This is a genomic window from Streptomyces sp. NPDC032721 (assembly GCF_055579625.1).
On the sequence record NZ_JBVIMX010000023.1, the window covers coordinates 127,560 to 153,882 of the forward strand.

27 protein-coding genes are annotated in these 26,323 nt (G+C 71.9%); 10 read left to right on the plus strand and 17 right to left on the minus strand.

From position 1 onward, the window contains the following. The first annotated feature begins 108 nt into the window (after positions 1–108). Complete coding sequence (locus tag ACZ5PB_RS36250; RefSeq protein WP_468697243.1) at positions 109–1,503, plus strand: aldehyde dehydrogenase family protein; 1,395 nt, start codon at positions 109–111, stop codon at positions 1,501–1,503. A gap of 805 nt (positions 1,504–2,308) precedes the next feature. After that, positions 2,309–3,391, plus strand: a complete 1,083-nt coding sequence (locus tag ACZ5PB_RS36255; RefSeq protein ID WP_468697206.1) for a zinc-binding dehydrogenase — start codon at positions 2,309–2,311, stop codon at positions 3,389–3,391. A gap of 9 nt (positions 3,392–3,400) precedes the next feature. Here ACZ5PB_RS36255 and ACZ5PB_RS36260 read toward each other — a convergent pair whose 3' ends face one another. Genes ACZ5PB_RS36260 through ACZ5PB_RS36270 form a run of 3 tightly spaced genes read right to left on the minus strand, consistent with a single transcriptional unit; the run spans position 3,401 to position 5,939 of the window. Further along, positions 3,401–4,393, minus strand: coding sequence for a DMT family transporter (locus tag ACZ5PB_RS36260; protein ID WP_468697207.1), 993 nt, complete (start codon positions 4,391–4,393; stop codon positions 3,401–3,403). 32 nt (positions 4,394–4,425) lie between these two features. Then, positions 4,426–5,193, minus strand: a complete 768-nt coding sequence (locus ACZ5PB_RS36265; RefSeq protein ID WP_468697208.1) for an ArsR/SmtB family transcription factor — start codon at positions 5,191–5,193, stop codon at positions 4,426–4,428. A 14-nt stretch (positions 5,194–5,207) separates the two neighbouring features. Further along, positions 5,208–5,939 (minus strand): TetR/AcrR family transcriptional regulator, encoded by a 732-nt coding sequence (locus ACZ5PB_RS36270; protein WP_468697209.1) that lies wholly within the window; start codon positions 5,937–5,939, stop codon positions 5,208–5,210. A 62-nt stretch (positions 5,940–6,001) separates the two neighbouring features. Between ACZ5PB_RS36270 and ACZ5PB_RS36275 the strand changes: the two genes are divergently transcribed. The 3 genes from ACZ5PB_RS36275 to ACZ5PB_RS36285 all read left to right on the plus strand — a co-directional run bounded on the left by ACZ5PB_RS36275 (position 6,002) and on the right by ACZ5PB_RS36285 (position 8,301). Continuing rightward, positions 6,002–7,153, plus strand: coding sequence for an acyl-CoA dehydrogenase family protein (locus ACZ5PB_RS36275; protein ID WP_468697210.1), 1,152 nt, complete (start codon positions 6,002–6,004; stop codon positions 7,151–7,153). Between the two features lie 76 nt (positions 7,154–7,229). Continuing rightward, positions 7,230–7,517, plus strand: coding sequence for a YiaA/YiaB family inner membrane protein (locus tag ACZ5PB_RS36280; protein WP_468697211.1), 288 nt, complete (start codon positions 7,230–7,232; stop codon positions 7,515–7,517). A 124-nt stretch (positions 7,518–7,641) separates the two neighbouring features. Beyond that, positions 7,642–8,301: a TetR family transcriptional regulator gene (locus ACZ5PB_RS36285; protein ID WP_468697212.1), complete on the plus strand. Its 660-nt coding sequence runs from the start codon at positions 7,642–7,644 to the stop codon at positions 8,299–8,301. An 18-nt stretch (positions 8,302–8,319) separates the two neighbouring features. Here ACZ5PB_RS36285 and ACZ5PB_RS36290 read toward each other — a convergent pair whose 3' ends face one another. Beyond that, positions 8,320–8,784, minus strand: coding sequence for a MaoC family dehydratase (locus ACZ5PB_RS36290; RefSeq protein ID WP_468697213.1), 465 nt, complete (start codon positions 8,782–8,784; stop codon positions 8,320–8,322). A gap of 113 nt (positions 8,785–8,897) precedes the next feature. Here ACZ5PB_RS36290 and soxR point away from each other — a divergent pair, with 113 nt between their 5' ends. Beyond that, a complete protein-coding gene (gene soxR, locus ACZ5PB_RS36295) occupies positions 8,898–9,365 on the plus strand; it encodes a redox-sensitive transcriptional activator SoxR (RefSeq protein ID WP_468697214.1) in 468 nt (155 codons plus the stop codon). A 190-nt stretch (positions 9,366–9,555) separates the two neighbouring features. Here the strand turns inward: soxR and ACZ5PB_RS36300 are convergent, their stop codons facing one another. The 4 genes from ACZ5PB_RS36300 to ACZ5PB_RS36315 all read right to left on the minus strand — a co-directional run bounded on the left by ACZ5PB_RS36300 (position 9,556) and on the right by ACZ5PB_RS36315 (position 13,726). Then, a complete protein-coding gene (locus tag ACZ5PB_RS36300; protein ID WP_468697215.1) occupies positions 9,556–10,647 on the minus strand; it encodes an RNA ligase (ATP) in 1,092 nt (363 codons plus the stop codon). Positions 10,648–10,690: 43 nt separating this feature from the next. Beyond that, the gene (locus ACZ5PB_RS36305) at positions 10,691–11,455 is read right to left on the minus strand and encodes a 3-keto-5-aminohexanoate cleavage protein (protein ID WP_468697216.1); all 765 of its coding nucleotides are present in this window, start codon (positions 11,453–11,455) and stop codon (positions 10,691–10,693) included. A 189-nt stretch (positions 11,456–11,644) separates the two neighbouring features. Further along, entirely contained in the window at positions 11,645–12,256 is a 612-nt protein-coding gene (locus tag ACZ5PB_RS36310) for a hypothetical protein (RefSeq protein ID WP_468697217.1), read from the minus strand. Positions 12,257–12,412: 156 nt separating this feature from the next. Next, complete coding sequence (locus tag ACZ5PB_RS36315; RefSeq protein ID WP_468697218.1) at positions 12,413–13,726, minus strand: exo-beta-N-acetylmuramidase NamZ family protein; 1,314 nt, start codon at positions 13,724–13,726, stop codon at positions 12,413–12,415. Between the two features lie 190 nt (positions 13,727–13,916). Between ACZ5PB_RS36315 and ACZ5PB_RS36320 the strand changes: the two genes are divergently transcribed. From ACZ5PB_RS36320 to ACZ5PB_RS36330, 3 genes are all read left to right on the plus strand, one after another. Next, positions 13,917–14,678, plus strand: a complete 762-nt coding sequence (locus tag ACZ5PB_RS36320; RefSeq protein WP_468697219.1) for an SDR family oxidoreductase — start codon at positions 13,917–13,919, stop codon at positions 14,676–14,678. Further along, on the plus strand, positions 14,675–16,405 hold the full coding sequence (locus ACZ5PB_RS36325) for a class I adenylate-forming enzyme family protein (protein ID WP_468697220.1): 1,731 nt from the start codon (positions 14,675–14,677) through the stop codon (positions 16,403–16,405). The genes ACZ5PB_RS36320 and ACZ5PB_RS36325 overlap by 4 nt, the downstream gene beginning before the upstream one ends. Before the next feature lie 93 nt (positions 16,406–16,498). Then, positions 16,499–17,092 (plus strand): TetR/AcrR family transcriptional regulator, encoded by a 594-nt coding sequence (locus tag ACZ5PB_RS36330; RefSeq protein WP_468697221.1) that lies wholly within the window; start codon positions 16,499–16,501, stop codon positions 17,090–17,092. Positions 17,093–17,132: 40 nt separating this feature from the next. On the opposite strand, the gene ACZ5PB_RS36335 is transcribed toward ACZ5PB_RS36330, so the two are convergent. From ACZ5PB_RS36335 to ACZ5PB_RS36375, 9 genes are all read right to left on the minus strand, one after another. Then, a complete protein-coding gene (locus tag ACZ5PB_RS36335) occupies positions 17,133–17,729 on the minus strand; it encodes an acetate uptake transporter (protein WP_468697222.1) in 597 nt (198 codons plus the stop codon). Between the two features lie 118 nt (positions 17,730–17,847). Further along, positions 17,848–19,068, minus strand: coding sequence for an acyl-CoA dehydrogenase family protein (locus ACZ5PB_RS36340; protein WP_468697223.1), 1,221 nt, complete (start codon positions 19,066–19,068; stop codon positions 17,848–17,850). A gap of 6 nt (positions 19,069–19,074) precedes the next feature. Further along, positions 19,075–20,124 carry a phosphotransferase family protein gene (locus ACZ5PB_RS36345; protein ID WP_468697224.1) on the minus strand — a complete coding sequence of 350 codons (1,050 nt, stop codon included), beginning with the start codon at positions 20,122–20,124 and terminating at the stop codon, positions 19,075–19,077. 182 nt (positions 20,125–20,306) lie between these two features. After that, positions 20,307–20,639 carry a DUF202 domain-containing protein gene (locus ACZ5PB_RS36350; RefSeq protein ID WP_468697225.1) on the minus strand — a complete coding sequence of 111 codons (333 nt, stop codon included), beginning with the start codon at positions 20,637–20,639 and terminating at the stop codon, positions 20,307–20,309. Beyond that, positions 20,636–21,028 (minus strand): YidH family protein, encoded by a 393-nt coding sequence (locus tag ACZ5PB_RS36355; protein WP_468697226.1) that lies wholly within the window; start codon positions 21,026–21,028, stop codon positions 20,636–20,638. Before ACZ5PB_RS36355 ends, ACZ5PB_RS36350 begins: the two co-directional genes overlap by 4 nt. After that, the gene (locus ACZ5PB_RS36360) at positions 21,021–21,629 is read right to left on the minus strand and encodes an NUDIX domain-containing protein (RefSeq protein WP_468697227.1); all 609 of its coding nucleotides are present in this window, start codon (positions 21,627–21,629) and stop codon (positions 21,021–21,023) included. Before ACZ5PB_RS36360 ends, ACZ5PB_RS36355 begins: the two co-directional genes overlap by 8 nt. A gap of 26 nt (positions 21,630–21,655) precedes the next feature. Then, positions 21,656–22,426 (minus strand): glucose 1-dehydrogenase, encoded by a 771-nt coding sequence (locus tag ACZ5PB_RS36365; RefSeq protein ID WP_468697228.1) that lies wholly within the window; start codon positions 22,424–22,426, stop codon positions 21,656–21,658. Between the two features lie 111 nt (positions 22,427–22,537). After that, positions 22,538–23,167, minus strand: a complete 630-nt coding sequence (locus ACZ5PB_RS36370) for a TetR/AcrR family transcriptional regulator (protein ID WP_468697229.1) — start codon at positions 23,165–23,167, stop codon at positions 22,538–22,540. A 51-nt stretch (positions 23,168–23,218) separates the two neighbouring features. Further along, a complete protein-coding gene (locus ACZ5PB_RS36375; RefSeq protein ID WP_468697230.1) occupies positions 23,219–24,130 on the minus strand; it encodes a DMT family transporter in 912 nt (303 codons plus the stop codon). Between the two features lie 177 nt (positions 24,131–24,307). Here ACZ5PB_RS36375 and ACZ5PB_RS36380 point away from each other — a divergent pair, with 177 nt between their 5' ends. Further along, on the plus strand, positions 24,308–26,008 hold the full coding sequence (locus ACZ5PB_RS36380) for an FAD-binding dehydrogenase (protein ID WP_468697231.1): 1,701 nt from the start codon (positions 24,308–24,310) through the stop codon (positions 26,006–26,008). Positions 26,009–26,323 lie beyond the last annotated feature (315 nt).

Genomic DNA, 26,323 nt, shown 5'->3' on the forward strand with positions numbered 1-26,323 from the left:
GGGGGCTGTGCCGGACGCCGCACCGGCCGCCCCTGGCGCCGAAAAACTAACGCCGCTAGTTTGGGGTCCGGACGACGACCGGACCGGCGCGGGAGGACACGCATGGCTATGCAGGCACACGACGGCATGTACATCGGAGGGACCTGGCGGCCCGCCGCGGGCCAGGACACGATCGCCGTGGTGAATCCGGCGGACGAGCAGGTCATCGCGCATGTTCCGGCGGGTACGGCGGCCGACGTGGACGCCGCGGTGGACGCGGCACGGGCCGCGTTCCCCGGCTGGGCGGCCACCCCACAGGCCGAGCGGGCCGCGCTGATCGGCGCGCTGCGCGACGGGCTCGCCGCCCGCCAGGCCGACATCGCCGCCACCGTCACCGCCGAACTGGGGGCCCCGCCCGCCCTCGCCGAGGCCGTGCACGCCGGGCTGCCGGTGCTGGTCGCCGGTTCGTACGCGGAACTCGCGGCGACGTACTCCTTCGAGGAGAAGGTCGGCAACTCGACCGTCTACGCCGAGCCGGTCGGTGTCGTCGGCGCGATAACACCCTGGAACTACCCGCTGCACCAGATCGTTGCCAAGGTGGCACCCGCTCTCGCGGCGGGCTGCACGGTCGTCCTCAAGCCCGCCGAGGACACCCCGCTGACCGCGCAGCTCTTCGCCGAGGTGGTGCACGAAGCCGGGCTGCCCGCCGGGGTGTTCAACCTGGTGACCGGACTCGGCCCGGTCGCGGGCCAGGCACTCGCCGGGCACGAGGGCGTCGACCTGGTGTCCTTCACCGGCTCCACCGCCGTCGGCCGCCAGATCGGTGCCACGGCGGGCGCGGCGGTGAAGCGGGTCGCGCTGGAGCTGGGCGGCAAGTCCGCGAACGTCATCCTGCCCGGCGCCGATCTCGCCAAGGCGGTCAACGTCGGCGTCGCCAACGTCATGTCCAACTCCGGCCAGACGTGCAGCGCCTGGACCCGGATGCTGGTCCACCGCGACAGCTACGACGAAGCGGTCTCGCTGGCCGCCGACGCGGTCGCCAAGTACGTGCCGGGGGAGCGGGTCGGCCCCCTGGTCAACGCCAAGCAGCAGGAACGCGTGCGCGGTTACATCGCCAAGGGCGTCGAGGAGGGCGCACGGGTGGTGGCCGGCGGCCCCGAAGCCCCCCTCGACAAGGGCTACTACGTCTCCCCGACCGTCTTCGCCGACGTCACGCCCGAGATGACCATCGCCCAGGAGGAGATCTTCGGCCCGGTGATCTCGATCCTCCGGTACGAGGACGAGGCCGACGCGCTGCGCATCGCCAATGGGACCGTGTACGGGCTGGCGGGGGCGGTGTGGGCGGCGGACGGTGAGACGGCGGCGGCGTTCGCCCGCCACATGGACACCGGCCAGGTCGACATCAACGGGGGGCGCTTCAACCCCCTGGCCCCCTTCGGTGGCTACAAACAATCCGGCGTAGGCCGAGAACTGGGCACCCACGGCCTCTCCGAATACCTCCAAACCAAATCCCTCCAGTTCTAACCCCCGTGCCGGGGCCGCTACCCCCGCCCCCTAGCCCCCTTGGGCGGCGAAGCCGCCTACGCCGCCCGCCCTCTTGGGCGGCGGGGCCGCCCCCCCGGGGGCGGAACGGGCGGGCAAGGGGGCGGCCCCCGGCGGAGCCGCACCCTTGGGCCCCGTCCCAGCTCCGCTTTGGCCCCCGCTCCGTACCCGAGTGGCCGCTGCGCGGGGCTTCACCCCACCCCGCCCCTTCCCGAAACCGGGGCGCTGCCCCGGACCCCGCCCGTGTGGGCGGGCGGGGGTGGGTGGGTTGCCGGGGCTGCGCCCCGGGCCCCGGGGTGGCAGCCCGGTGGGGGTGGGTGGGGGAGGTGCGGGTGGTTCGTGGCTGGTCGCGCAGTTCCCCGCGCCCCTGACGGGGCGCACCCTGCGGGGGTGGGTGGGAAGGAGGTACCCCTGCGAGGAGGGCTGGTCGCGCTCGCGCGGCGGAGCCGCACAGTGGCACAACCCCGCGCCCCTGACGGGGCGTACCCCCGCGGGGTTGCCGGGGCTGCGTCCGGGCCCCAAGTGGCAGCCCTTCCAGGGTGGGTGGGGGTGTCCGGCTGCTTCGTGGCTGGCCGCGCCCGCGGCGGTGGAGTCGCACACGGTCGCAGCCCCACGCGGGGGTGGATGGGGCGGCATGCCCCCGTGCCGCCGAGTCGTACGGCTGTCAGGGTCCGCCCCCGAAGCACCGCCCCGCACCACCACGCCCCACCCCACCCCGCCCCCCGGACACAGCCCGACCGTTCCACCCCACACTCACCCCGCCCCCTATCCCAGGAGCCCCACCCCCATGACCCGTGCCGCCATCCTCCGCACCCCCCACACCCCCCTCGAAGTCACCGACATCGACCTCCCCACCCCCGCCCCCGGCCAGGTCCGCATCCGGCTCGCCGCCGCCGGGGTCTGTCACTCCGACCTCTCCCTCACCAACGGCACCATGCGCGTCCCGCTCCCCGCCGTTCTCGGCCACGAGGGTGCCGGGACTGTCACGGCCGTGGGCGAGGGCGTCACTGACCTCGCCCACGGTGACGACGTGGTCCTCAACTGGGCGCCGTCCTGCGGGAAGTGCCACGCCTGCACCCTCGGCGAGGTCTGGCTCTGTGCCGACGCCCTCACCGGCGCCGCCGACGTCTACGCCCGTACGACCGACGACGGCACCGACCTCCACCCCGGCCTCAACGTCGCCGCCTTCGCCGAGGAGACCGTCGTCGCCGCGAAGTGTGTCCTGCCCGCCCCGCCCGGCATCCCGCTCGTCGACGCGGCCCTCCTCGGCTGCGCCGTCCTCACCGGGTACGGTGCGGTCCACCACAGTGCCCGCGTCCGCGAGGGCGAGACCGTCGTCGTGTACGGAGTCGGCGGCGTCGGACTCGCCGCGATCCAGTCCGCCCGCATCGCCGGCGCCGCACAGATCATCGCCGTCGACGTCTCCCCGGCCAAGGAACAACTGGCCACCGCCGCCGGGGCCACCGACTACCTCGTCGCCTCCGACACCACCGCCAAGGACGTCCGCAGGCTCACCGGCGGGCACGGCGCCGACGTTGCCGTCGAATGCGTGGGGCGCGCCGCCACGATCCGTACCGCCTGGGAATCCACCCGGCGCGGCGGCCGTACCACCGTCGTCGGCATCGGTGGCAAGGACCAGCAGGTCACCTTCAACGCGCTGGAGATCTTCCACTGGGGCCGCACCCTCACCGGCTGCGTGTACGGCAACAGCGACCCGGCCCGCGACCTCCCGGTCCTCGCCGAACACGTCCGGGCCGGCCGCCTCGACCTGGCCTCCATGGTCACCGAGCACATCGCACTCGACGGCATCCCGGCCGCCTTCGACAACATGCTCGCGGGCAAGGGCGGCCGCGCACTCGTGGTCTTCTAGTCGGAGCCTTCAGACCTTCTCGGGTTCGGTGGGGGCGTCGGCCGCCCCCGCCGAACCGGCCACCGGCACCGGCCCGGGCACGCCCGCCGCCCGCGTCCGCCGCGACCTCGACCGCGACACCGCCACCCCCGCCAGGCACACCACCCCGCCCAGCAGCGTCACCCACCCGGGAATCTCGTCCAGCAGCAGCCACGACATCAGCACCACGATCGCGGGCACCGCGTACGTCGTCGCGCCCATCTTCCCCGCCGTCGTCCGCTTCAGCGCGTACGCCCAGGTCGTGAAGGCCAGTGCGCTCGGGAAGATGCCCAGGTAGATCATGTTGAGCGTGGCCGAGAGCGGTGCGTGGGCGAGGCCGTCGACGAGCTGGCCCGAGAACGGCAGGCAGGCCACCGCCCCGATCACACAGCCGTACGTCGTCGCCTGGAGCGGACTCGCATGCGCCAGCGCGGGCTTCTGTGCGACCACACCGACCGCGTACGTCACGGCCGCCACCAGGCACAGCACCACACCCAGCAGTGACGTACCGCCACTGCCCGACATCGAGATGCCCACGATCGCCGCGCCCGCGAAGGACACCGCCATCCCCGCCAGCAGCCGGGGCGGCAGCCCCTCGCCCAGGAAACGGCTGGCGAGCAGGGCCATCAGGATCGGCGCCACGTTCACCACGAGGGACGCGGTACCCGCGTCGACCAGCTGCTCGCCCCAGTTGAGGACCACCGCGTAGCCGCCGAACCACAGCAGGCCGGAGACGACGATGCCCGGCCAGGCGGCGCGCGGCGGCAGGCCCTCCCGGCGTATCAGCAGGATCGCGACCAGGACGAGCGAGCCGGACAGCAGCCGGCCGAGCGCCAGTGCACCCGGCGCGTACGACTCACCGGCGCTGCGGATTGAGACGAAGGCCGAGGCCCACAGCACGACGGTGACGGCGGCGGCGATCACTGCGAGCGGTTCGGTGCGGGACTCGGATGAGATGCCCGAAGGGGAGGGGGAGTTGGTCATGCCGCGATGCTAGGGCATGAACACTTCGGCTGTCACCGAAGTATGTCCGCCTCGATACCGAGGAGGTCGTGCAGCGCCCGCTCGCCCTCCGGCGTGACCTTTACCGCCCGCTCGCTGCCGATCCGTACGCACCACTTCTCCGCCAGCGCGTGACGGCACAGCTCCGCGCCCGCGACGCCCGCGATGTGCCGTTTGCGTTCGGTCCAGTCCAGGCACGAACTGACCGTCGGGCGGCGCCCCTTGGCCTGCGCCAGATCGATGCCGAGACCGCCGAACCACGCCAGCCCCTCGTCGGTGAGCGCGAACCCGCTGCTCATCAGCAGCAGTCCGCGCCGCTCCATCGCATCGGTGACGGCGATGCCGAGCCGCCCGGCGAGATGGTCGTAGCAGGTGCGGCCCCTGGCCATCGCGGAGCTCGCACTGGCGGCGCGCAGGGTGTGCGGGTTGTCGCGGCCTGGGATCGCGTGCCCGGCGAGGGCCTCGACCAGCTGGGCCGTCGTGCTGTCGGCCAGCCGTACGTACCGGTGCCGGCCCTGGCGCTCCTCGGCGAGCAGCCCGGCCGCGACGAGCCTGCCCAGGTGCTCGCTGGCGGTGGAGGCGGCGACGCCCGCCTGCCGGGCCAGTTCGCTCGCGGTCCAGGCGCGGCCGTCCAGCAGGGAGAGCAGGAAGACGGCCCGGGTCTCGTCGGCCAGCAGCCCGGCGAATGCGGCCAGCCGCGCCGCGGGCGGTGTGTGCGTACCGGAAGAACCGGAGCCGGAGCCGGAATCGGAGCCGGAGCCTGAAGCGGAGGAAGGCGACATCCTTCCAGGGTGCCCTAAGAACCCTTCGGCGCGGGCCGAACTGTCCCGAAGTCCTCCGGTACGGCGGCCCCGGACGCCCCAGAGGTCCCGCCCGCCGCCTCCACCCCATGCCCCCCGGCCTCGTACTGGCAGCTCAGCCCGTCCAGCAGTGCCCGCAGCCCGGTCGAGAACGCGCCCTCGTCGACCTTCTCCTGGTGGTCGGCGAGCAGATGCGCCTGCCCCAGGTGCGGATAGTCCGCCGGGTCGTACGCCGCCTCGTCGTCGACGAAGCCGCGCGCGAACGAACCCAGTGCCGAGCCGGTGATGAAGTACCGCATCAGCGCCCCGATGTACGTCGCCTGCGCGGGCGGCCAGCCCGCCCGCACCATCGCCCCGAACACCGCGTCCGCCACCTTCAGTCCGGCCGGGCGCCGCCCTGGGCCGCTCGCCAGCACCGGGACGATGTGCGGGTGCTCGGTCAGTGCCGAGCGGTACGAGAGGGCCCAGTCGTGCAGCGCCGTCCGCCAGCCGCGCGGATCGTCCTCGTCGAACATCGACAGATCGACCTTCGCGGAGACCGTGTCCGCGACCGCCCCCAGGATCTCGTCCTTGTTGCGGAAGTGGTTGTAGAGCGACGGGCCGCTGACCCCGAGTTCGGCCGCGAGCCGCCGGGTGGAGACCGCGTCCAGCCCTTCGGAGTCCACGAGCGCGCTCGCCGTCTCGACGATGCGGTCTCTGCTCAGGAGGGGCTTGCGCGGTCGGGCCATGCGGCACATAGTAGGCACGCACACAGGAAACTAGCACTGCTAATTAAAAGAGGTGGCCCGCCGTGAACCTGGAGCTCAGCGAGGAACAGAGTGCCGTCCGGCAGCTCGCCCGCGACTTCGTCGCCCGCGAGGTCACCCCGCACGTCATCGCCTGGGACCGCGCCGAGAACGTCGACAGGTCGATAGTGAAGAAGCTGGGCGCGCTCGGCTTCCTCGGTCTCACCGTCCCCGAGGAGTACGGCGGCTCCGGCGGCGACCACCTCACCTACTGCCTGGTCACCGAGGAACTCGGCCGGGGCGACTCCTCGGTGCGCGGCATCGTCTCCGTATCGCTCGGCCTGGTCGCCAAGACGATCGCCGCCTGGGGGAGCGAGGAGCAGAAGCGGCAGTGGCTTCCCGGGCTCACCTCGGGCGACGCGATCGGCTGCTTCGGCCTGACCGAACCTGGCACCGGATCGGACGCCGGGAACCTGACCACCAAGGCGGTGCGGGACGGCGGTGACTACGTCATCAACGGCACCAAGATGTTCATCACCAACGGCACCTGGGCCGATGTCGTCCTCCTCTTCGCCCGCTCCACCGACGCCCCGGGACACAAGGGCGTCTCCGCCTTCCTCGTCCCCACGGACACCCCGGGACTCACCCGCCGCACCATCCACGGCAAGCTCGGCCTGCGCGGCCAGGCCACCGCCGAACTGGTCCTCCAGGACGTCCGGGTGCCCGCGTCCGCGATGCTGGCCCCCGAGGGCAAGGGCTTCTCGGTCGCCATGTCCGCCCTTGCCAAGGGCCGGATGTCGGTCGCGGCCGGCTGCGTGGGCATCGGGCAGGCGGCGCTGGACGCGGCACTCTCGTACGCCGGGGAGCGAGAGCAGTTCGGGAAGACCATCGCCCACCACCAGCTCGTCCAGGAGCTGATCACCGACATCGCGGTCGACGTCGACGCCGCCCGCCTGCTCACCTGGCGCGTCGCCGACCTGATCGACCGCGGCGAACCCTTCGTCACCGAGGCGTCCAAGGCCAAACTGTTCGCCTCCGAGGCCGCGGTGCGGGCCGCGAACAACGCCCTCCAGGTGTACGGCGGTTACGGCTACATCGACGAGTACCCGGCGGGCAAGCTGCTGCGTGACGCCCGCGTGATGACCCTCTACGAGGGCACCAGCCAGATCCAGAAACTGGTCATCGGCCGCGCGCTGACGGGGGTTTCGGCTTTCTGATTTCTGAGCCTTCTGAGTACGTTTCTGAGTACGGGTACGGATATCCGGCCGACGTGACGCCGGTCACCCTGACCTCATGAGCGATACACAGGTCAAGCAGCAGAACACCGGGGCCTACTACGCCCAGGCCATCGCCTCCTTCGCCGTCGCACTGGGCGCCGTCACCATCGGCATCTTCTACCTGGAGGTCAGCGGCTGGGTCCGTGCCTTCCTCGCCATCGCCGTCCTCTACCTCACGACCTCCTCCTTCACCCTGGCCAAGGTGATCAGGGACAAGCAGGAGGCCGGGCAGATCGTCAGCCGGGTCGACCAGGCCCGCCTGGAGAAGATGCTCGCCGAGCACGACCCCTTCCAGAAGCTCTAGTACGCCGGGCCGTGCAGGGCACCCGCACGCACGCACACCCGGCTCGCTAAGCGCTTGCTCAGAGACCCGGGGTATGGTGTTCGTCCTGCCGGAACCGGCACGGCACCGGGCGAAGGGACCAGCGATGAGCACGGCGGAGGGCACGCCCGAGGGCGCGGACGGCACCGGCAGCGAGGAGCAGGCCGAGGAGTCGGCCTGGGACGAGGTCGCGCCGGACGCCGCCCGCAGGCTGCTGATCGCCGCCGTCGGCGCCTTCGCCGAGCGCGGCTACCACGCCACCACCACCCGCGACATCGCGGGCCGTGCGGGCATGAGCCCGGCCGCGCTCTACATCCACTACAAGACCAAGGAAGAGCTGCTCCACCGGATCAGCCGCATCGGCCACGACAAGGCCCTGCGCATCCTGGAGACCGCCGCCGACGGCGACGGCAGCGCCGCCGAACGCCTCGCGGACGCCGTCACCACGTTCGTACGGTGGCACGCCGCGCACCACACCACGGCGCGCGTCGTACAGTACGAGCTGGACGCCCTCGGCGAGGAGCACCGCGCCGAGATCGTCGAACTGCGGCGCAGGAGCGACGCGGCGGTGCGGCGCATCATCAACGACGGTGTGAAGGCCGGTGAGTTCGACGTCAGCGACCTGTCGGGCACCACGCTCGCCGTCCTTTCGCTGTGCATCGACGTGGCGCGCTGGTTCAACGTCGAGGGCCGCCGGACACCCGACGAGGTCGGCGCGCTCTACGCCGACCTCGTACTGCGGATGGTTGCGGCCAACGCTCCGTAGCCGGCCGCGCCGTCGGCGTCAGAAGTAGTAGCGCGAGATCGACTCGGCCACGCACACCGGCTTGTCGGCGCCCTCGCGCTCGACCGTCACCTTCGCGGTGACCTGCACCCCGCCGCCCGCCTCGGTCACGTCCGTCAGCACGGCGGTGGCGCGCAGCCGCGAGCCGACCGGCACCGGGGCGGGGAAACGGACCTTGCCCGTCCCGTAGTTGATGCCCATCTTCATGCCCTCGACCCGCAGCACCTGCGGCACGAACGTCGGCAGCAGCGACAGCGTCAGATAGCCGTGCGCGATGGTTTTGCCGAACGGGCCCTCGGCCGCCCGCACCGGGTCCACGTGGATCCACTGGTGGTCGCCGGTCGCGTCGGCGAACAGGTCGATCCGCTTCTGGTCGATCTCCAGCCACTCGCTGTGGCCCAGCTGCTCGCCCACCCCGGCGGACAGTTCCTCGGCGGACCGGAAGATCCTCGGCTCGGCAGTCATCCCTGGGCTCCTCATCGCTCGAAATCACTGGCACAGATCACTTGTCTAAGCGTTTGCTCAGCATGGTTGGGGCCGTGTGTTCCTGTCAACGGACGGCCATTAGGCTTCGCGGAGTGCCGCAGATTCCAGTGAAGATTCATGAGCTCACCGTCGGCCAGCTGTCCGCGCGAAGCGGTGCCGCCGTCTCCGCCCTGCACTTCTACGAGGCCAAGGGCCTCATCAGCAGCCGCCGCACCTCCGGCAACCAACGCCGTTACGACCGCGACACCCTGCGCAGGGTCGCCTTCGTCCGGGCCGCCCAGCGGGTCGGCATCCCGCTCGCCACCATCCGCGACGCGCTCTCCGAACTGCCCGAGGAGCGCACCCCGACCCGCGAGGACTGGGCCCGGCTCTCCGAGCACTGGCGCACCGAACTCGACGCCCGGATCATGCAGTTGGGGCGGCTGCGCGACCACCTCACCGACTGCATCGGCTGCGGCTGTCTGTCGCTGGAGACCTGTGTGCTGTCCAACCCGGACGACGTCATCGGTGAACAGATCAGCGGCTCGCGCCTGATGGCGGAGAAGCGCAAGAAGGCCTAGGGAGGCCCAGGAAGGCCCAGTACGACGAGTCCAACGGCGCCGGACCTCCGTCCATGTACGACGGCGGTCCGGCCCCGCAGCATGAGGCGTATGGCGCACGCCTCGCTCGACAACCGGGACCCCGACGGGGTGATCCGGCTGTCCACCGACATCCGCTACCAGTCGACCGCCAAGTGCCGGTGGCGGCGTGTCACTCGAACTCGGTGCCGCCCTTGCGCGTCAGGTACGCCGGGCTGACCGCCTTCGCCACGGCCCGGCCGCCGGTCACCTGGCTGTGCCGCTCGACGGCCGGCCGGATCACCACGCCCTCGCGCAGGTGCAGCGCCTTCCCGGACACGGTCTCCCGCCCCGAGGCCAGCTCCAGCACCTTCGACACGTCGTACGGACCCTCGTACAGCCGCGGCACCACCGGCAGCTCGCCGTCCAGTAGCTCGGCGAACTCGGCCGCGTCCAGCCAGCGCACCTGCCCGGCCACCTCCACCGACACGTCGAACGCGGCGAACCCCAGCCGCTCGGAGCGGCCGTCCGCGCCGTATGCCAGATCCTGCACCCCGGCGCCGTACACCTCGCCGAAGACACCCACCCGGCGGGCGCCGAGCCGGGCGGCGATCCGGGCCGCGACGGCCGCCACCCCGTGGCCGGTCACCGCGCGCCAGTACAGGTTGCGCGGGTCCTCCTTGAGCGCGAGGTTCCTGGCGCCGAAGCCCTTCGAGGACACGAACACCCGCTCCCCGTCCGGCAGTTCCGGATCGCTCACGTACGTCACCAGGCAGGCCGTGCCGTGCAGCTTCTCGGTGAGGACGACCTGCTCGCCCGGCTCGAAGATCTGCGGGTAGCGGTGCAGGTTCTCGATGTCGACCCAGGGCAGCAGCTCGGGGGCCCGCTCCACCTCCCCGCTCATCCTCGGAGGTATCGGCGGCGACCACTTGTGGATGCCGAGCAGCTCCGCGAAGTCGGTGCCCTCCTCGGCCGCGGCGTCCAGGTCCGTGCCCGCCAGGGCGGCCGGCCGGCACACGATGCCCTGCGAGACCTCGCCGCGCAGCCGTACCGCCTTGACCCGGTTGGCGGCCCGGCCCGCCAGCTTCCCGCTGAGCCCCAGCTCCTCGATCAGCCCCGCCGGAAGCACGGACTGCTCCGGGATGTAGAGGGCCTTGTCGCCGCTGCGGTACGCACCCTTGGCGACGACGGCACGGTAGAGCCCGACCTGCGCGAGTTCGAGCGCGTCCGCGTTCGGGTGGTGGTGGATGGTCAGTGTCTCGGCGGTGACTCGCAAAGTCGACATGTCGGTGCCCCCCTCTGTGTGCCGGCTCGCCCCTACTGTGCGGTTACGTCACCTCCACCGGCCACTGGATTTCCCGGGCGGCGCCCACCAGTTCGGCGTTCGACGCGGCCGGGGTGCCGTCCGGCAGCAGCAGGGTGTCCTCCAGGCCGATCCGGGTGGCCAGGCCGAGCCGCCGGGCCAGCGCGAGCACCGGCCAGGCCCCGCCGCTCTCGCCGTGCAGCAGCATCGGCGCCCCGCGCACGTCCCCCTTGGAGCCCACCGCACCGCTGCGGGCCAGCGCGGCCAGGAACTGGAGCGCCGAGTCCTCGGCGGTGAGCGGATCGGGGTCGGTCACCTCCACCAGCACCCGCAGGGATCTGGTGGCCAGCGGGGAGCCGAGGAACCTCTTCGCCCCTTCCGTGCCCGACCAGAGCCCCGATTCGATCGCGACCCCGCGCGCGAGCAGCGCCTCGGCGACCTCCTCCGCGCCGGGCTCGTGCCAGTTCACCGAAGCGTGGTCGGGCAGCACCGTCCAGGACGCGATGCGGTCGATGCGCCGCTGGGGTTCGGGCTCCGTCCAGGCGCCCGTGGTCACCCCGACCGGCACGTCCACCGCGCCACGTATCGCCGTCAGCGTGGCGGCCAGGACGCGGGGCGACAACGTGTCGTCCCCGCAGGGCGACTTGGGGTGGACATGCACCTCCCCGGCACCGGCGGCCACCGCCGCGGCGGCCGACCTGGCCATCGCCTCCGGAGACACCGGAACCGCCGCGCCGTCACCGGGACCGCGCTGTCCGTTCACACAGACCTGAATCAAGGGCTCGACCATGCATTCGATGGTGACACCCACCACTGACAATCAGCCATGCCCTGAGCATTCGCACGGTTGTCGCGGGGAAACCCGGTCGCCGGAACCAGTCCGTCCGGGGGTGCGGATCCTGCTGGTGGAGCCGCCCGGTGGATCCGGGCAGCACGGGGCGCGGCGCCACGGGAATGCGCTCCGCCACGCCCCGTGCGCTCACGCCACGTACGCCAGCTCCCGGCGCCGTGCCCGTTTGGCCTCCGCCAGCGCCTCGGGCGTCAGTACGGGCTGCGGAACCAGGATCCCGCACCCCGTGCAGACCGGCCCGAACCACGGCTCGTGGACCATGTCCTGCTTCCAGACGATCCGGCCGGACGCACACACCGGACAGTGCGCGCCAGGTGCCGACTCCAGAGCGGAGATCAGCCCGCGCAGCACCTCTGCCAGCGGCGCCGTCGGATGGACCGCCGGATCGTCGCACCATGCGACCCCGAAACCGCCCCAGGTCCGCCGGTGCCAGTCGTCGAAGGAGCCCGGCCGCCGCAGCCCGTCGTGCTTCTCTCGCTTGCGCCGCTGGGCGAACTCCACCTCGTACGCGAGCCAGACGGCCCGCGCCTCCTCCAGTTCCTCCAGCGCGGCCACCAGCCGCACCGGATCGGGCGCCCTGTCCTCAGGACCGAACCTGTGCCGGGTGCACAGATGGTCCCAGGTCGCCCGGTGCCCGTAAGGGGCGAACCTCTCCAGGCACTTGCGCAGCGAATACCTCCGCAACGCAAGGTCACACCTCGGATCACGTACCTGTCTCGCGAGACTCCGAAAACCGGCCATCGCACTGCCACCTCCGTCGCTGGTACTTCGGCGTCGATGAATGGACGTACGAGTGCCCGTTTCGGCTCCATCGAAAATCCGATGGGCCCCATCACGGATCAATTGGCCCGTATTCGCATGGTTCACCCCTGCCCCACAGTGGCTCGGAACCGCACCTCAGCGGTACAGCAGGTGCTCCCGCCGCACCCGCCGGAACGCCGCCAGATCCGCCTGCCAGGCGCCCGCCACCTCGTCCGTGCCGGCCCCCGCGTCGATCATGGTCCGGACCCGGGCGTTCCCGGTGAGCTTGTCGATCCAGTGGTCCGGCCGCCACGCGAACCCGCTCCACGACCGCTTCGCCGTCACCAGCAGCGCGATGCCGGTGCGCACCGGGTCGTACGACTCCCTGTCGTGCACGTGCAGTTGTACGCCGCCCACGGTTTTGCCCTGGAACTTCGAGAACGTCGGCGCGAAGTACGCCTCCCGGAAGCGCACCCCCGCCAGCCCTTCCGCGTTCGCCGCCGCCGCCCAGCGCCGGTCGATGCCCTCCGCGCCCAGCAGCTCGAACGGGCGGGTCGTACCGCGCCCCTCGGAGAGGTTCGTCCCCTCGAAGAGACAGGTCCCGGAGTACACCAACGCCGTCTCGGGAGTGGGCATGTTGGGGCTCGGCGGCACCCACGGCAGCCCGGTCGCGTCGAAGAAGTCGCCCCGCCGCCACCCGGTCATCCGTACCACCTCCAGCGGTACCGGCTTCGCCAGGAACTCCGCGTTGAACAGCAGCGCCAGCTCCGCCACCGTCATCCCGTGCGCCTGCGCGATCGGCTCCCGCCCGACGAACGTCGCGAACGCCCGGTCCAGGACGGGCCCGAGCGCCGCCCGCCCGGTCACCGGGTTCGGCCGGTCGAGCACCACGAACCGCTTGCCGGCGAGCGCCGCCGCCACCATGCAGTCGTACAGCGTCCAGATGTACGTGTAGAAGCGCGCGCCCGCGTCCTGGATGTCGAAGACGACGGTGTCCACCCCGGACGCGGTGAAGACGTCCGCCAGCGGCTGCCCGCTCTTCAGGTACGTGTCGTACACCGGGAGCCCGGTCGCCGGGTCGTCGTAGCGGCCCTCGGAACTGCCCGCCTGCGCGGTGCCCCGGAAACCGTGCTCGGGGCCGAAGACGGCGGTGAGGCGCACCCGTTCGTCGGCGTGCATGACGTCGACGACGTGCCGGGCCTCGGCGGTGACGCCGGTCGGATTGGTGACGATGCCGACCTTGCGGCCGCGCAGCAGCCGGTAGCCGTCGGCGGACAGCAGGTCGAATCCGGTACGGACCCGGGGCCGGGACCCGTACCCGGGGCGCGCGGCACCGGCAGCGGAATCGGCCGCGAATTCGGCCGCGGATTCGGCCGCCGAGGCGGACCCGGTGGCGGCCAGCGCCCCCGCGACACCGCCGCCCGCTGCCAGCAGTCCCCGTCTGGACAAGCCACGTCTGGACAAGCTCATCGCGCAACCTCCGTGCTCGACCGGTCTGTCATGTCCGCGCACGCTAACCGGTCACCGCCCCCGGCGGAACGGAACGCGCCACGGGGCAGGCAGCGGAACCCGTCCCGGATCAAGCCCGCACACCCCCTTTCCCCGCTCCATACCGACTGGTTAGTCTGCGCGCAGAACCGAGAGCGAGAGGTGGCCCCGGATGGACGCGGTGCAGGGCGCGGGAGTGGTCGTGACGGGCGCGGGAGGCGGCATCGGTGCCGCGCTGGCCCGCAGGTTCGCGGCCGAGGGGGCCAGGGTCGTGGTCAACGACCTGGATCCCGGCAAGGCCAGGGCGGTCGCGGACGAGATCGGCGCCACCGCCGTCCCCGGGGACGCCTCGGCCGTCGTCGACGAGGCCCGCGAGGCGCTCGGCGGCACCATCGACGTGTACTGCGCCAACGCCGGTGTCGGCTGCGGCGGCGACCCGTTCGCCGAGGACCTCTGGGAGACCGCCTGGGACGTCAATGTGATGGCCCACGTCAGGGCGGCCCGCGCGCTGCTGCCGGAGTGGCTGGAGCGGGGGAGCGGCCGGTTCGTGTCCACCGTCTCCGCGGCCGGCCTGCTGACGATGATCGGCGCGGCCCCGTACAGCGTCACCAAGCACGGTGCGCTGGCCTTCGCGGAATGGCTGTCGCTGACCTACCGGCACCGGGGCGTCAAGGTCCACGCGATTTGTCCGCAGGGGGTGCGGACCGACATGCTGACCTCCGCCGGATCGGCAGGGGACCTGGTGCTCGCACCGACCGCGATCGAACCCGAAGACGTCGCCGACGCGCTCTTCGCGGGCATCGAGGAGGACCGCTTCCTGATCCTGCCGCACCCCGAGGTGGCGGACTACTACAGGACGCGGGCCGGTGAACCGGACCGCTGGCTGGACGGCATGAACCAGCTCCAGCAGAAGTGGGAGGGCCAGGCCCGATGAGCAAACCGGCACAGGCACCGAAGCCGGCCTCGGCATCCGCACCGAACTCTGCGTCCGCACCGTCCCCGGCGTCCTCGATCTACGCGGCCAAGCCCTGGCTGCACCTCCTCAGCGAGGCCCAGCGGGTCCCCGTGCACCCCACGCCGACCCTGGTGCACGCCTTCCGGGAGAGCGTCGGGCGCGCCCCCGACCATCCGGCCCTCGCCTACTTCGACGGCCGCCTCACCTACCGCGAGACGGACGCGCTCTCCGACTCGGTGGCCGGGCACCTCGCCGCGAAGGGCCTGCGGCACGGCGACCGGGTCGCGATCATGCTGCAGAACTCCCCGCACTTCGTGCTCGCCCTGCTCGGCGCCTGGAAGGCCGGGGCGACGGTCGTCCCGCTCAACCCCATGTACAAGTCTGCCGAGGTCGCCCACGTCCTGAAGGACGCCGGGGTCACCGCGCTGATCTGCTCGGACCGGGCCTGGGAGGCGTACCTGCGGGACACGGCCGCCGCCGCCCCCTCGGTCACCATCGCGCTGACCGGCTGCGAACTCGACCTCCAGAGCACCGACGACGCGCGGGTGCTGGACTTCGAACGGCTGCCGCAGGCCGCCGACGCCGACGACCTGATCACGGTCGCCCGCGCCGGCCTGGATTCACCCCCGGGGCGGGAACTCGGCGCGGGTGACGCAGCGTTGATCAGTTACACGTCGGGCACCAGCGGGACACCGAAGGGGGCGGTCAATTCCCACGGAAACATCATGGTCAACGCGGAGCGGCAGCGCCGCGGGCACCCCATCGCCGAGGGGTCGTCCTACTTCGCCCTCGCCCCGCTCTTCCACATCACCGGCATGGTCTGCCAGCTGGCCGCCTGCCTGACCAACGCGGGCACCCTCGTCCTCGCCTACCGCTTCCACCCCCAGGTGGTCCTGGACGCCTTCGCCGCGCACCGGCCCGCCTACACCGTCGGCCCCTCGACGGCGTTCATGGCACTGGCCGCGACCCCCGGCGTGACCCGGGAGCACTTCGCCTCCTTCCAGGTGCTCTCCTCGGGCGGCGCCCCGCTGCCGCCCGCGCTGGTGGAGAAGTTCCGGGCCGGCTTCGGGCCCTACATCCGCAACGGCTACGGGCTCACCGAGTGCACCGCGCCCTGCGCGTCCGTACCGCCGGAGCGCGAGGCGCCCGTCGACCCGGTGTCGGGGACGCTCTCCGTCGGCGTGCCCGGAGCCGACACGGTGGTGCGGATCATCGACGAGAAGGGCCGGGAACTGCCCTTCGGCGAGCAGGGCGAGATCGCGGTGCGCGGCCCGCAGGTCGTCTCCGGCTACTGGCGGCTGCCCGAGGCCACCGCCGAGACGTTCCCGGACGGTGAACTGCGCACCGGCGACATCGGGTTCATGGACGCCGAGGGCTGGCTGTACGTCGTCGACCGCAAGAAGGACATGATCAACGCGTCCGGCTTCAAGGTCTGGCCGCGCGAGGTCGAGGACGTCCTCTACACCCATCCGGCGGTGCGCGAGGCGGCCGTGGTCGGCGTCCCCGACGCGTACCGGGGCGAGAGCGTCAAGGCGTACGTCGGGCTGCGCCCGGGCGCGGAGGCCACCCCCGAGGAACTGTCCGCGTACTGCAAGGAACGGCTCGCCGCGTACAAGTACCCGCGCGAGGTGGAGATCCTGCCGGAACTTCCCAAGACGGCAAGTGGGAAGATCCTCCGGCGGGAACTGCGTTCCCCACAGGTATAGACAGCCAGGTACCCAGGTACCCAGGTACCTGGGCACACGGCGGCCCGACGGCGGGCCCCAAGGACAAGCGATTGAGCAAGGCAGGTGGCGGCAATGGCCAGAACGACGGAACCGGGCGGCACTCCCGTCCCCCAGCGGCTGCTGGCCGCCGCCACCAGGCTCTTCGCCGAACGTGGCTACGACCGCACCTCGGTCCAGGAGATCGTCGAGGCGGCGGGCGTCACCAAGGGCGCGCTGTACCACTACTTCGGCTCCAAGGACGATCTGCTGCACGAGGTGTACGCGCGCGTGCTGCGGGTCCAGCAGGAGCGCCTGGACGCCTTCGCCGACGCGGACGCCCCCGTCGAGGAGCGGCTGCGCGACGCGGCGGCGGACGTCGTGGTCACCACCATCGAGAACCTCGACGACGCGTCGATCTTCTTCCGCTCCATGCACCACCTGAGCCCGGAGAAGGACAAGCAGGTACGGGCCGAGCGGCGGCGCTACCACGAGAGGTTCCGGGCGCTGGTCGAGGAGGGCCAGCGGACCGGCGTCTTCTCCTCCGTCACCCCCGCCGACCTGGTGGTCGACTACCACTTCGGCTCCGTGCACCACCTGTCGACCTGGTACCGGCCGGACGGCCCGCTCTCCCCGCAGGAGGTCGCCGACCACCTGGCGGACCTCCTGCTGCGGGCACTGCGCCCCTGACGGCCCCGATCGGCCCGACCGCCCTGAAGGCGCTCACGGCTCAGCCGAGCGGCAGGACCTTGCGCCCCCAGGTCTCGTTCGTGACCGTCGCGAACGACGTGTACCAGGCGCAGGCCGCGCACAGCAGCCCGAGGAAGCCGCCGACGTGCCCCAGCGTCGTGTTCTGCGCCAGGTCGCCCAGCGCCAGGAACAGGAACGTCAGCGTCAGCGTGACGAAGATCAGCCGGTGCGCCACGTCCAGCTTCAGCGCCGCGACCGTCATGCAGAGCGTGAAGACGAACCACGCGATCAGGAAGAGCCCCGTCGCCAGGTGCGCGTCCTCCTTCGGCAGCCCGGGCACCACGAACTTCACGTACCCCGCGAAGGACATCCAGAAGGCGCCGTACGACACGAAGGCCGTGGCCCCGAAGGTGTTGCCGCGCCGGAACTCGAAGAGCCCGGCGGCGAACTGTGCCAGCCCGCCGTAGAACAGCGCGAGCGGCAGCACGACCGCACTCAGCGCGGCGTTCGGGACCAGACCCGAGTTGAACATGCTGAGCACGAAGGTGGTCAGCGCGAACGCGGCGAGCCCGAGCGGACCGGGATTGGCGATCTTGACGGGCGCCGGAGCGGTGGGCGCGGCGGTGCTGAGAGTCATGTGGGGGCACTTTCGATCGAGGGAACCAATCGAACTTACCCGGCGATCCGGACACCCGGTCGCGGACTGCGGCCCCTTTCGACGGGACCGAAGTCCCGCCGGAAGAGGCCATAGGTCCCTACAGGTACTTCTTCAGCTCCCGCCGCGCCAGCGACCGCTGGTGCACCTCGTCGGGCCCGTCCGCCAGGCGCAGCGTCCGCGCCCCCGCCCACAACTCGGCCAGCGGGAAGTCCTGGCTGACGCCGCCCGCCCCGTACAGCTGCACCGCGTTGTCGATGATGTCGAGCACCGCACGCGGCGTCGCGATCTTGATCGCCTGGATCTCGGTGTGCGCGCCCCGGTTGCCGACCGTGTCCATCAGCCAGGCCGTCTTCAGCACCAGCAGCCGCAGCTGCTCCACGGTCACCCGGGCGTCCGCGATCCAGTTCTGCACGACGCCCTGCTGGGCCAGCGACTTCCCGAAGGCGGTACGTGACACCGCCCGGCGGCACATCAGCTCGATGGCCCGCTCGGCCATGCCGATCAGCCGCATGCAGTGGTGGATGCGCCCCGGGCCGAGCCGCGCCTGCGCGATGGCGAAGCCGCCGCCCTCCTCGCCGACCAGGTTCGCGGCCGGCACCCTGGCACCGTCGAAGACGACCTCGGCGTGACCCCCGTGGTAGTGGTCCTCGTACCCGTACACCTGCATCGCGCGGCGGATCTCCACGCCCGGGGTGTCGCGCGGCACCAGGATCATCGACTGCTGACGGCGCACGTCCGCGCCGTCCGGGTCGGTCTTGCCCATCACGATGAAGATCTTGCAGTCCGGGTTCATCGCCCCGGAGATGTACCACTTGCGGCCCGTGACGACGTACTCGGAGCCGTCCGCCGAGCGCTCGATCCGGGTCTCGATGTTCGTCGCGTCCGACGAGGCCACCTCCGGCTCGGTCATCGCGAACGCCGACCGGATCTCCCCGGCCAGCAGCGGCTCCAGCCACTGCTTCTTCTGCTCGTCGGTGGCGAACTGGGACAGCAGCTCCATGTTCCCGGTGTCCGGCGCCGCACAGTTCAGCGCGGTCGGCGCCAACTGCGGGGAACGCCCGGTGATCTCGGCCAGCGGCGCATATTGGAGGTTGGTCAGCCCCGCCCCGTACTCCGCGTCGGGAAGGAAGAGGTTCCACAGCCCCTGCCGCCGCGCCTCCGCCTTCAGCTCCTCCACCACCGCCGGGGTGTCCCACGGCGAGTCGAGCAGCAGGCGCTGCTCGTGCGCGGTCCGCTCGGCCGGGTACACGTACTCGTCCATGAAGGCGAGCAGCTTCCCGCGCAGCTCTTCGGTCCGTGCGTCGTATGCGAAGTCCATGAGGATTCAGCCCTTCTGAAGGGTCGTCAGGCCGTGCTGGATGAAGACGGGGACCAGCTCGCCGATCCGGTCGAAACCGGCCCCGACGGTCTGCCCGAGCGTGTAGCGGTAGTGGATGCCCTCAAGGATCACGGCGAGCTTGAACCAGGCGAACGCCGTGTACCAGTGGACCGCCGAGACGTCCCGCCCGGAGGCGGCGGCGTACCGGGCGACGATCTCGTCCGTCGACGGGTGCCCCGGCGCGGCGGCGGTCGTGGAGATGGGGGAGTCGGGCAGCTCCAGCCGCGTCCCGTACATCACCAGCAGCCCGAGGTCGGTCAGCGGGTCGCCGAGCGTCGACATCTCCCAGTCGAGGATGGCCCGGATACGGTCGTCGGGGCCGCCGATCAGGACGTTGTCGAGGCGGTAGTCGCCGTGCACGACGGTCGGCGCGGGGGAGTCGGGCAGTGCCCCGCCCAGTGCGGCGTGCAGCTCGTCGATCCCGGGCAGGTCGCGGTTGCGGGAGGCGTCCAACTGCTTGCCCCAGCGCCGCAGCTGACGCTCCAGGAAGCCCTCGGGCCGCCCGAAGTCGCCGAGCCCCACGGCTTCCGGGTCGACGGCGTGCAGCTCCACGAGCGTGTCCACCAGGCCGAGCACGGCGTCCCGGGTCCGCGCGGCACCGAGCGGAGCCAGTTCCTCCGCCGTCCGGTACGGGGTCCCTTCCACGAACTCCATGACGTAGAACGGCGATCCGATGACCGAGTCGTCCTCGCACAGCAGCACCGGCGCCGGCACCGGGACCCGGGTCGGATGCAGCCCGCTGATCACCCGGAACTCGCGCGTCATGTCGTGCGCGGTCGCCAGTACGTGGCCCAGCGGCGGCCGCCGGACCACCCAGCGGGTCTTCCCGTCCGTCACCTCGTACGTCAGATTGGAGCGTCCGCCCTCGATCAGCCGGGCGGACAGCGGTCCTGCCACCAGCCCCGGCCGCTCCTGGTCGAGATGGGCGCGCAGCCGCTCCGGGTCGAGCCCGGGCGGCGCGTCCGCCGTCGGCTCGGTCGGGGGGACGGTGCTCATGGGGATACCTCCGGGTGCCTGCGGCGGGATGCTCCGCACCATGATGCCGACCAGTCGGTATGCCGTCCAGGGGGTACGGCCCGGATCACACGAGGCACCACACGGCACGCCCGTATCCCTGCGCACTCACCAGCACGCACGCCCGTAAGCACGCACGCGCCCCCGCGCCCCCTCCGCGCACTTCACAGCACCACAGCCACCCCGAACACCCCCAGCGCCAGCACACAGCACACCGCCGCCAACGCCCGCCGGGGCGCCAGCACCTGAGGCCGTGACCGGTCCAGCTCCCGCAGCCGCCGGTGCGTGACCACCAGGAACGCCACCCACACCAGCGCGCCCAGCGCCGCGCCCAGCACCCCGACGGGCGTGATCTCGTCATGGATGGCCTGCTTCGCGGCCAGCACCGCGACGACCGTGCAGGACAGGGTCGTACGGCGCCACGCCAGCCGGGTCCGCTCCGGCTGGAGCCCCGGATCGCGCGCCGGTTCCTCCGGCGGCGCACCGGTCGCACTCACCCCTCCCACCCCAGCAGCACGACCACCACCATCGCCACCGCGACCACCGCCACCAGCAGGCTCAGCACCGTGGGGAAGCGGGTCGCCGGGAGGTCCTCGCCGCGCCGCATCGCCCGCTCGCACCGCACCCAGTGGTTCACCGCCCGCAGCGCGCACAGCGCACCGACCACCAGGAGTGCGACCGCCATCCCGACCCGTACGCCCCACCGCAGGCCGGGCAGGAACTGGTCGACCGCGAACCCGGCCCCGACCAGCGCCAGCGCCGTCCGCACCCAGGCGAGGAAGGTCCGCTCGTTTGCCAGCGAGAACCGGTAGTCCGGGGTGTCGCCCTCCTCCCTGATGCGCTGCGGCGCGAACCACAGCCGCAGCCCGCGCGTGAAGTCACTCATCGCCCGGCTCCCGGCCCGGCTCCCCGCCCAGCTCCCGGCCCGGCTCCAGGCCCAGCTCCCGCTCCCGCTCCCGCAGCCGCTCGTACGCCGCGAGCCCGTCCGGCACCCAGGTCCACTCGCCGAGCCGCCGCGCCAGCTCGTCCGCGTCGAGGAAGTCGTGCCAGGCGACCTCCTCCACCTGCGGGTTCACCGGCAGCTCGCAGCGCACCTCGTAGACATGGCTCCACCAGCTCTTGGTGCCGTCCTCGCTCTCGTACAGGAACTTGAAGAGCGGCACCGGCTGCGGCAGCCCGGACACCCCGAGCTCCTCCTCCGCCTCGCGCAGCGCCGCCTCGTCGTAGGTCTCGCCCGCGCCGACGACACCGCCGACGAACATGTCGTACAGCGAGGGGAAGACCAGTTTGGTCGCGGTCCGCCGGTGCACGAAGGTGCGGCCCTCGGCGTCCCGTACGCGGATGAAGGCGCAGCGATGGCGAAGGCCCCGTGCGTACACCTCTGCGCGCGGGGCCCGGCCGATGACCTCGTCGTTCTCGTCGACGAGGTCGAGGATCTCTTCTGCCGGATCGAAGGCCGGCCTGTCAGCAGGGGTCACGGGGCCCATCCAACCCCAGGCGCCCCGGGGTGCGCCTACTGACCCATGACGTACTTGACCGTCGGTCCGGTCGTCCAGCCACCGTCCACCGCCAGCTCGGCGCCCGTCACGTAGGAGGCGGAGTCGGAGAGCAGGAAGACGACCGCGCCCGCGATCTCGTCGGCCTCGCCGACCCGGCCCATGGGTGTGTTGGGGTAGTTGCCCTCACCCTGCTGGATGCCGACGGAGGCGGTCATCGGGGTGTACGTCATGCCCGGGTGGACGGAGTTGACGCGGATCTTCGCGGTGCCCAGCTCGACCGCACCGATCTTCGTCAGACCGCGCACGCCCCACTTGGAGGCGCCGTACCCGGCGGTCAGCGCGAGACCCATCAGACCGGCGGCCGAGGAGATGTTGACGATCGAGCCGCCGCCGGTCTCCCTCATCGCCGGGATGACGGTCTTCATGCCGATGAAGACACCGGTCAGGTTGATGTCGAGGACCTTGCGGAAGTGGTCGACCGACTCGTCCGCGAGGAACTGGCCGGTGGAGATGCCCGCGTTGTTCACCAGTCCGTCGATGCCGCCGAACTCGGCGACGGCGTACGCCGCGACGCGCGCCCAGTCCTCCTCCGACGTCACGTCGTGGTGCTGGAAGCGGGCCCGCTCGCCCAGTTCGGCGGCGGTGGCCCTGCCGTCCTCGTCGAGTACGTCGGTGATCACGACGTTCGCACCGGCCTCGACCGCCTGCCGCGCGGCCGCGGCACCGAGGCCCCGGGCGCCGCCGGTGATGAGGACGGTCTTGCCGGTGAGGTCGTTGTTGCTCATGACGGTTCTTCTTCTTTCCGTGGTGCTCGGGGGATGCGTGGTGGCGGAGGGACTACACCGCCGGGACGGGGTGACGCCGGCGGGGGAGCGGTTACGCCGCTGGGGGTGTGGTTACGCCGGTGGGGCGTGCGGTGCCCCGAGCAGTGCGGCCGTGGTCTCCACGAGGTCGGCGAGGAACACGTCCTCGCCGGTCAGCGGGGTGGCACCGGCCAGGTACTGGCGGGCCCGGTCGGACAGGGCGGCGCCGATCAGCGTCAGCGCGAGGTCGAGCCGCTCCAGCCGCAGCGGTTCGGGGAGACCGGAGGCGGCGAGCGCCGCCCCGACCCGCTCGATCAGCCGCCAGTACGCGGTTCCGGCCAGGGTGGGGTGCGGGGTCCCGGTCCGTACGCCGCTCTCGTGGCTGAGCTGTGCGGAGATCAGCAGGCAGCGCCGCCCGCGCTCGGTGGCCAGCTCGGTGGCCTCGGCCGCGACGAGCGCGCCGATCAGCTCCCGTACGGAATCCGGGCACGCCTCCAGCCGTGCCGCGAGCACCTGCTCGGTGCGCTGCTGGCGCTGTGCCATCACGGCGTCCCGCAGCCCGGTGCGCGAACCGAAGTGGTACTGGACCGCCGACGGATTGCTCTGCCCGGCCAGCTTCACGACGTCGCGCAGCTGTGCCCCGTCCACGCCCTGGGCGGCGAAGACCTCCTCGGCCGCCCGGACCAGCTTGTCCCGGGTCTCGGCCCCTGTCGTTCTTGCCATGCCCTCACTGTAATGCTGCCCATTATTAAAAGCCAGGCCCAGCCCCGGGCCTCACCCCCGCACCAGCACCTGCTTCTTCTCCTCCTGGACCACCACTCCGCCACCGCCCACCGGCATCGCCGGATGCCTCCCCAGCAGCACGATCCCCGCCACGATCGCCACCAGCCCCGCCGCCTCCCCGGCCAGCGCCCATGGACTCGTCGCCAGCCGGTCACCCAGGAACCCGATCCCGCAGGCCACCCCGGCCAGGGGCTGCGCGGCGGTCAGTGCGGGCAGTGACATCCGCAACGTCCCCGTCTCGAACGCGCTCTGTACGAGCACCAGCCCCGCGAGCCCCAGCCCCAGCACCGTGTACACCTGCCACCCGCCGAGGAGCGCGCCCCAGCCGCCCGCCTCGAACCGCTGCCCGCTCACCCGGGTCAGCGCGTCCTGCAGTCCGTAGAGCAGCCCCGCCGCCAGGGCGAGCAGTGCGGGCCCCGAACTCATCCGGGACCGCTTGGCGTGCGCGGTCAGCAGGACGGCGAGCCCGACCACCACCCCCACGACCAGCCAGTGCCGCAGCGGACCCACTTCCGCTTCCGTGTGGCCACCGTGCGGCTTCCCCGCCAGCAGGAACGCGGCCACGCCCCCGGCCAGCAGCCAGAGCCCCGCCCACCCCTGCCGCCCGAGCCGGCACCCGCTGCGCCGACGCGAGAGCGCCATCGCGAAGAGGAGGTTGGTCGCGAGCAGCGGCTCGACCACGGACACCCGCCCCTGGGACAGGGCCAGCGCGCCCAGCACCATGCCGGCCGCCATGCAGCCGATCCCGGCCAGCCAGCGGGGTACCCGTACGAGATCGAGCAGCAGCCGCAGCGAGAGGAAGTCACCGAGCGGGGCGCGCCGGGCCGCATCCTGCTGGAGTACAAAACCGAAACCGATGCAGCACGCGGCGCTCAGAGCCAGCACAAGAACAGTCAGCGACACCGTGTAAACCCTCAACTGTGGTGTGAGTGCGGGGACTTGGCCCGACCATAGCGGCACAGGGGCTGTGATCGCTGCGGCGTCCGGGGCCGGCGCTCGTCCTACGGGTGCCCGGCCCGGGACACCGGAAGCGGCTTCCGAACGGTTGACTAGTTACTGCCGCGTACCGAAGATCGGGCCATGGAAGCCAAGGGGAACGCCACGGGCCACGTCCCGGGGGACGCCAGTGGGTACGACGCCGACGTCATCGTCATCGGAGCGGGCCTCGCGGGTCTCGTCGCCACTGCGGAGCTGGTGGACGCGGGCCGGAAGGTGATCCTCCTCGACCAGGAGCCCGAGCAGTCGATCGGCGGCCAGGCGCACTGGTCCTTCGGCGGCCTCTTCCTCGTCGACTCGCCCGAGCAGCGCCGGATGCGGGTCAAGGACAGCCGTGAACTCGCCCTCCAGGACTGGTTCGGCACGGCCGGCTTCGACCGCGAGGAGGACGCCTGGCCGCGCAAGTGGGCCGAGGCGTACGTCGACTTCGCGGCGGGCGAGAAGCGGTCCTGGCTGCACGCGAAGGGCGTCCGGTTCTTCCCGGTGGTCGGCTGGGCCGAACGCGGCGGCTACGACGCGAACGGCCACGGCAACTCCGTCCCCCGCTTCCACATCACCTGGGGTACGGGTCCCGGCCTGGTCGCGCCCTTCGAGCGCAAGGTCCGCGAGGGCGTCGCCCGGGGCCTGGTCACCTTCCGCTTCCGGCACCGGGTGACCGCCCTGGGGCGCACCGCCGGAACCGTCGACACGGTCAGCGGCGAGGTCCTGGAACCCTCGGACGCCGAACGGGGCACGGCCAGCAGCCGTACGGTCGCGGGCGACTTCTCGCTCCGCGCCCAGGCGGTGATCGTCACCTCCGGCGGCATCGGCGGCAACCACGACCTGGTCCGCGCCCAGTGGCCGGAGCGCCTGGGCACTCCGCCCGCGCACATGCTCTCCGGCGTCCCGGCGCACGTCGACGGACTGATGCTCGGCATCACGGAGGCGGCGGGCGCCAGCCACATCAACCGCGACCGGATGTGGCACTACACCGAGGGCATCCAGAACTGGAACCCCATCTGGCAGCGCCACGGGATCCGCATCCTCCCCGGCCCTTCTTCGTTGTGGCTGGACGCCAAGGGCAGCCGCCTCCCCGTCCCGCTCTTCCCCGGCTTCGACACCCTCGGCACCCTCGACCACATCATGAAGACCGGCTACGACTACACGTGGTTCGTGCTGGACCAGAAGATCATCGGCAAGGAGTTCGCACTGTCGGGCTCCGAGCAGAACCCGGACCTGACGGGCAAGTCGGTGCGCGGGGTCATCGACCGGGCACGGGCGGCGGTCCCGGCCCCGGTCAGGGCCTTCATGGACCACGGCGCCGACTTCGTGGTCGAGAAGGACCTTTCCTCCCTGGTCCGGGGCATGAACGCACTGACCAAGGAACCACTCATCGACGAGGCGGAACTGCGCCGCCAAGTCGTCGCGCGGGACCGGGAGATGGCGAACCCCTTCACCAAGGACCTCCAGGTCACGGCGATCCACGGCGCCCGCAAGTACCTCGGCGACAAACTGATCCGCACGGCGACGCCGCACCGGATCCTGGACCCGGCGGCGGGTCCGCTGATCGCGGTGCGCCTGCACATCCTGACGAGGAAGTCCCTGGGCGGCCTGGAAACGGACCTGTCGTCCCGGGTACTCACCCCTGAGGGGACACCACTGCCGGGTGTCTACGCGGCGGGGGAGGCGGCGGGGTTCGGCGGGGGAGGGGTGCACGGGTACCGGTCGCTGGAGGGGACGTTCCTGGGCGGCTGCATCTTCTCGGGCCGAGCAGCAGGCAGAGCCGCCGCCCGATCCGTCTCCTGACCCCCGGGCCCGGGGCTCCGCTGCGCGGGGCCTTCCCCTCCCCGCCCCTTCCCGGCTGTGACATTTGCGGCTCCGCCGCGTGGGGGCGCTGCCCCAGACCCCGGCCCGTGCGGGTGGGCGGGGGCGGATGGGCTTCCGGGGCTGCGCCCCGGGCCCCGGATGGGCGTGGGTGGGTGGGGCAGGTGGCGGGCCCGGCCACCGCCGGTGGTCATGTGCAGGTAGTACGTGGCTGGCCGCGCAGTTCCCCGCGCCCCTGAGTACTCGTAGTTGGGGGCGCGGGGAACTGCGCGAGCAACCACACTCGACCCGCGCATG

Bases quoted from the DNA above. Each gene is read 5' to 3' on its own strand.
- ACZ5PB_RS36345 (WP_468697224.1), bottom strand. From the start codon at position 20,124: ATGAGCACCGTCCCCCCGACCGAGCCGACGGCGGACGCGCCGCCCGGG.
- ACZ5PB_RS36315 (WP_468697218.1), bottom strand. From the start codon at position 13,726: ATGAGCTTGTCCAGACGTGGCTTGTCCAGACGGGGACTGCTGGCAGCG.
- ACZ5PB_RS36265 (WP_468697208.1), bottom strand. From the start codon at position 5,193: ATGTCGCCTTCCTCCGCTTCAGGCTCCGGCTCCGATTCCGGCTCCGGC.
- ACZ5PB_RS36355 (WP_468697226.1), bottom strand. From the start codon at position 21,028: ATGAGTGACTTCACGCGCGGGCTGCGGCTGTGGTTCGCGCCGCAGCGC.
- ACZ5PB_RS36255 (WP_468697206.1), top strand. From the start codon at position 2,309: ATGACCCGTGCCGCCATCCTCCGCACCCCCCACACCCCCCTCGAAGTC.
- ACZ5PB_RS36365 (WP_468697228.1), bottom strand. From the start codon at position 22,426: ATGAGCAACAACGACCTCACCGGCAAGACCGTCCTCATCACCGGCGGC.
- ACZ5PB_RS36325 (WP_468697220.1), top strand. From the start codon at position 14,675: ATGAGCAAACCGGCACAGGCACCGAAGCCGGCCTCGGCATCCGCACCG.
- ACZ5PB_RS36330 (WP_468697221.1), top strand. From the start codon at position 16,499: ATGGCCAGAACGACGGAACCGGGCGGCACTCCCGTCCCCCAGCGGCTG.
- ACZ5PB_RS36280 (WP_468697211.1), top strand. From the start codon at position 7,230: ATGAGCGATACACAGGTCAAGCAGCAGAACACCGGGGCCTACTACGCC.
- ACZ5PB_RS36370 (WP_468697229.1), bottom strand. From the start codon at position 23,167: ATGGCAAGAACGACAGGGGCCGAGACCCGGGACAAGCTGGTCCGGGCG.
- ACZ5PB_RS36380 (WP_468697231.1), top strand. From the start codon at position 24,308: ATGGAAGCCAAGGGGAACGCCACGGGCCACGTCCCGGGGGACGCCAGT.
- ACZ5PB_RS36285 (WP_468697212.1), top strand. From the start codon at position 7,642: ATGAGCACGGCGGAGGGCACGCCCGAGGGCGCGGACGGCACCGGCAGC.
- ACZ5PB_RS36320 (WP_468697219.1), top strand. From the start codon at position 13,917: ATGGACGCGGTGCAGGGCGCGGGAGTGGTCGTGACGGGCGCGGGAGGC.
- ACZ5PB_RS36300 (WP_468697215.1), bottom strand. From the start codon at position 10,647: ATGTCGACTTTGCGAGTCACCGCCGAGACACTGACCATCCACCACCAC.
- ACZ5PB_RS36260 (WP_468697207.1), bottom strand. From the start codon at position 4,393: ATGACCAACTCCCCCTCCCCTTCGGGCATCTCATCCGAGTCCCGCACC.
- ACZ5PB_RS36250 (WP_468697243.1), top strand. From the start codon at position 109: ATGCAGGCACACGACGGCATGTACATCGGAGGGACCTGGCGGCCCGCC.
- ACZ5PB_RS36270 (WP_468697209.1), bottom strand. From the start codon at position 5,939: ATGGCCCGACCGCGCAAGCCCCTCCTGAGCAGAGACCGCATCGTCGAG.
- ACZ5PB_RS36305 (WP_468697216.1), bottom strand. From the start codon at position 11,455: ATGGTCGAGCCCTTGATTCAGGTCTGTGTGAACGGACAGCGCGGTCCC.
- ACZ5PB_RS36340 (WP_468697223.1), bottom strand. From the start codon at position 19,068: ATGGACTTCGCATACGACGCACGGACCGAAGAGCTGCGCGGGAAGCTG.
- ACZ5PB_RS36335 (WP_468697222.1), bottom strand. From the start codon at position 17,729: ATGACTCTCAGCACCGCCGCGCCCACCGCTCCGGCGCCCGTCAAGATC.
- ACZ5PB_RS36290 (WP_468697213.1), bottom strand. From the start codon at position 8,784: ATGACTGCCGAGCCGAGGATCTTCCGGTCCGCCGAGGAACTGTCCGCC.
- ACZ5PB_RS36310 (WP_468697217.1), bottom strand. From the start codon at position 12,256: ATGGCCGGTTTTCGGAGTCTCGCGAGACAGGTACGTGATCCGAGGTGT.
- ACZ5PB_RS36360 (WP_468697227.1), bottom strand. From the start codon at position 21,629: ATGGGCCCCGTGACCCCTGCTGACAGGCCGGCCTTCGATCCGGCAGAA.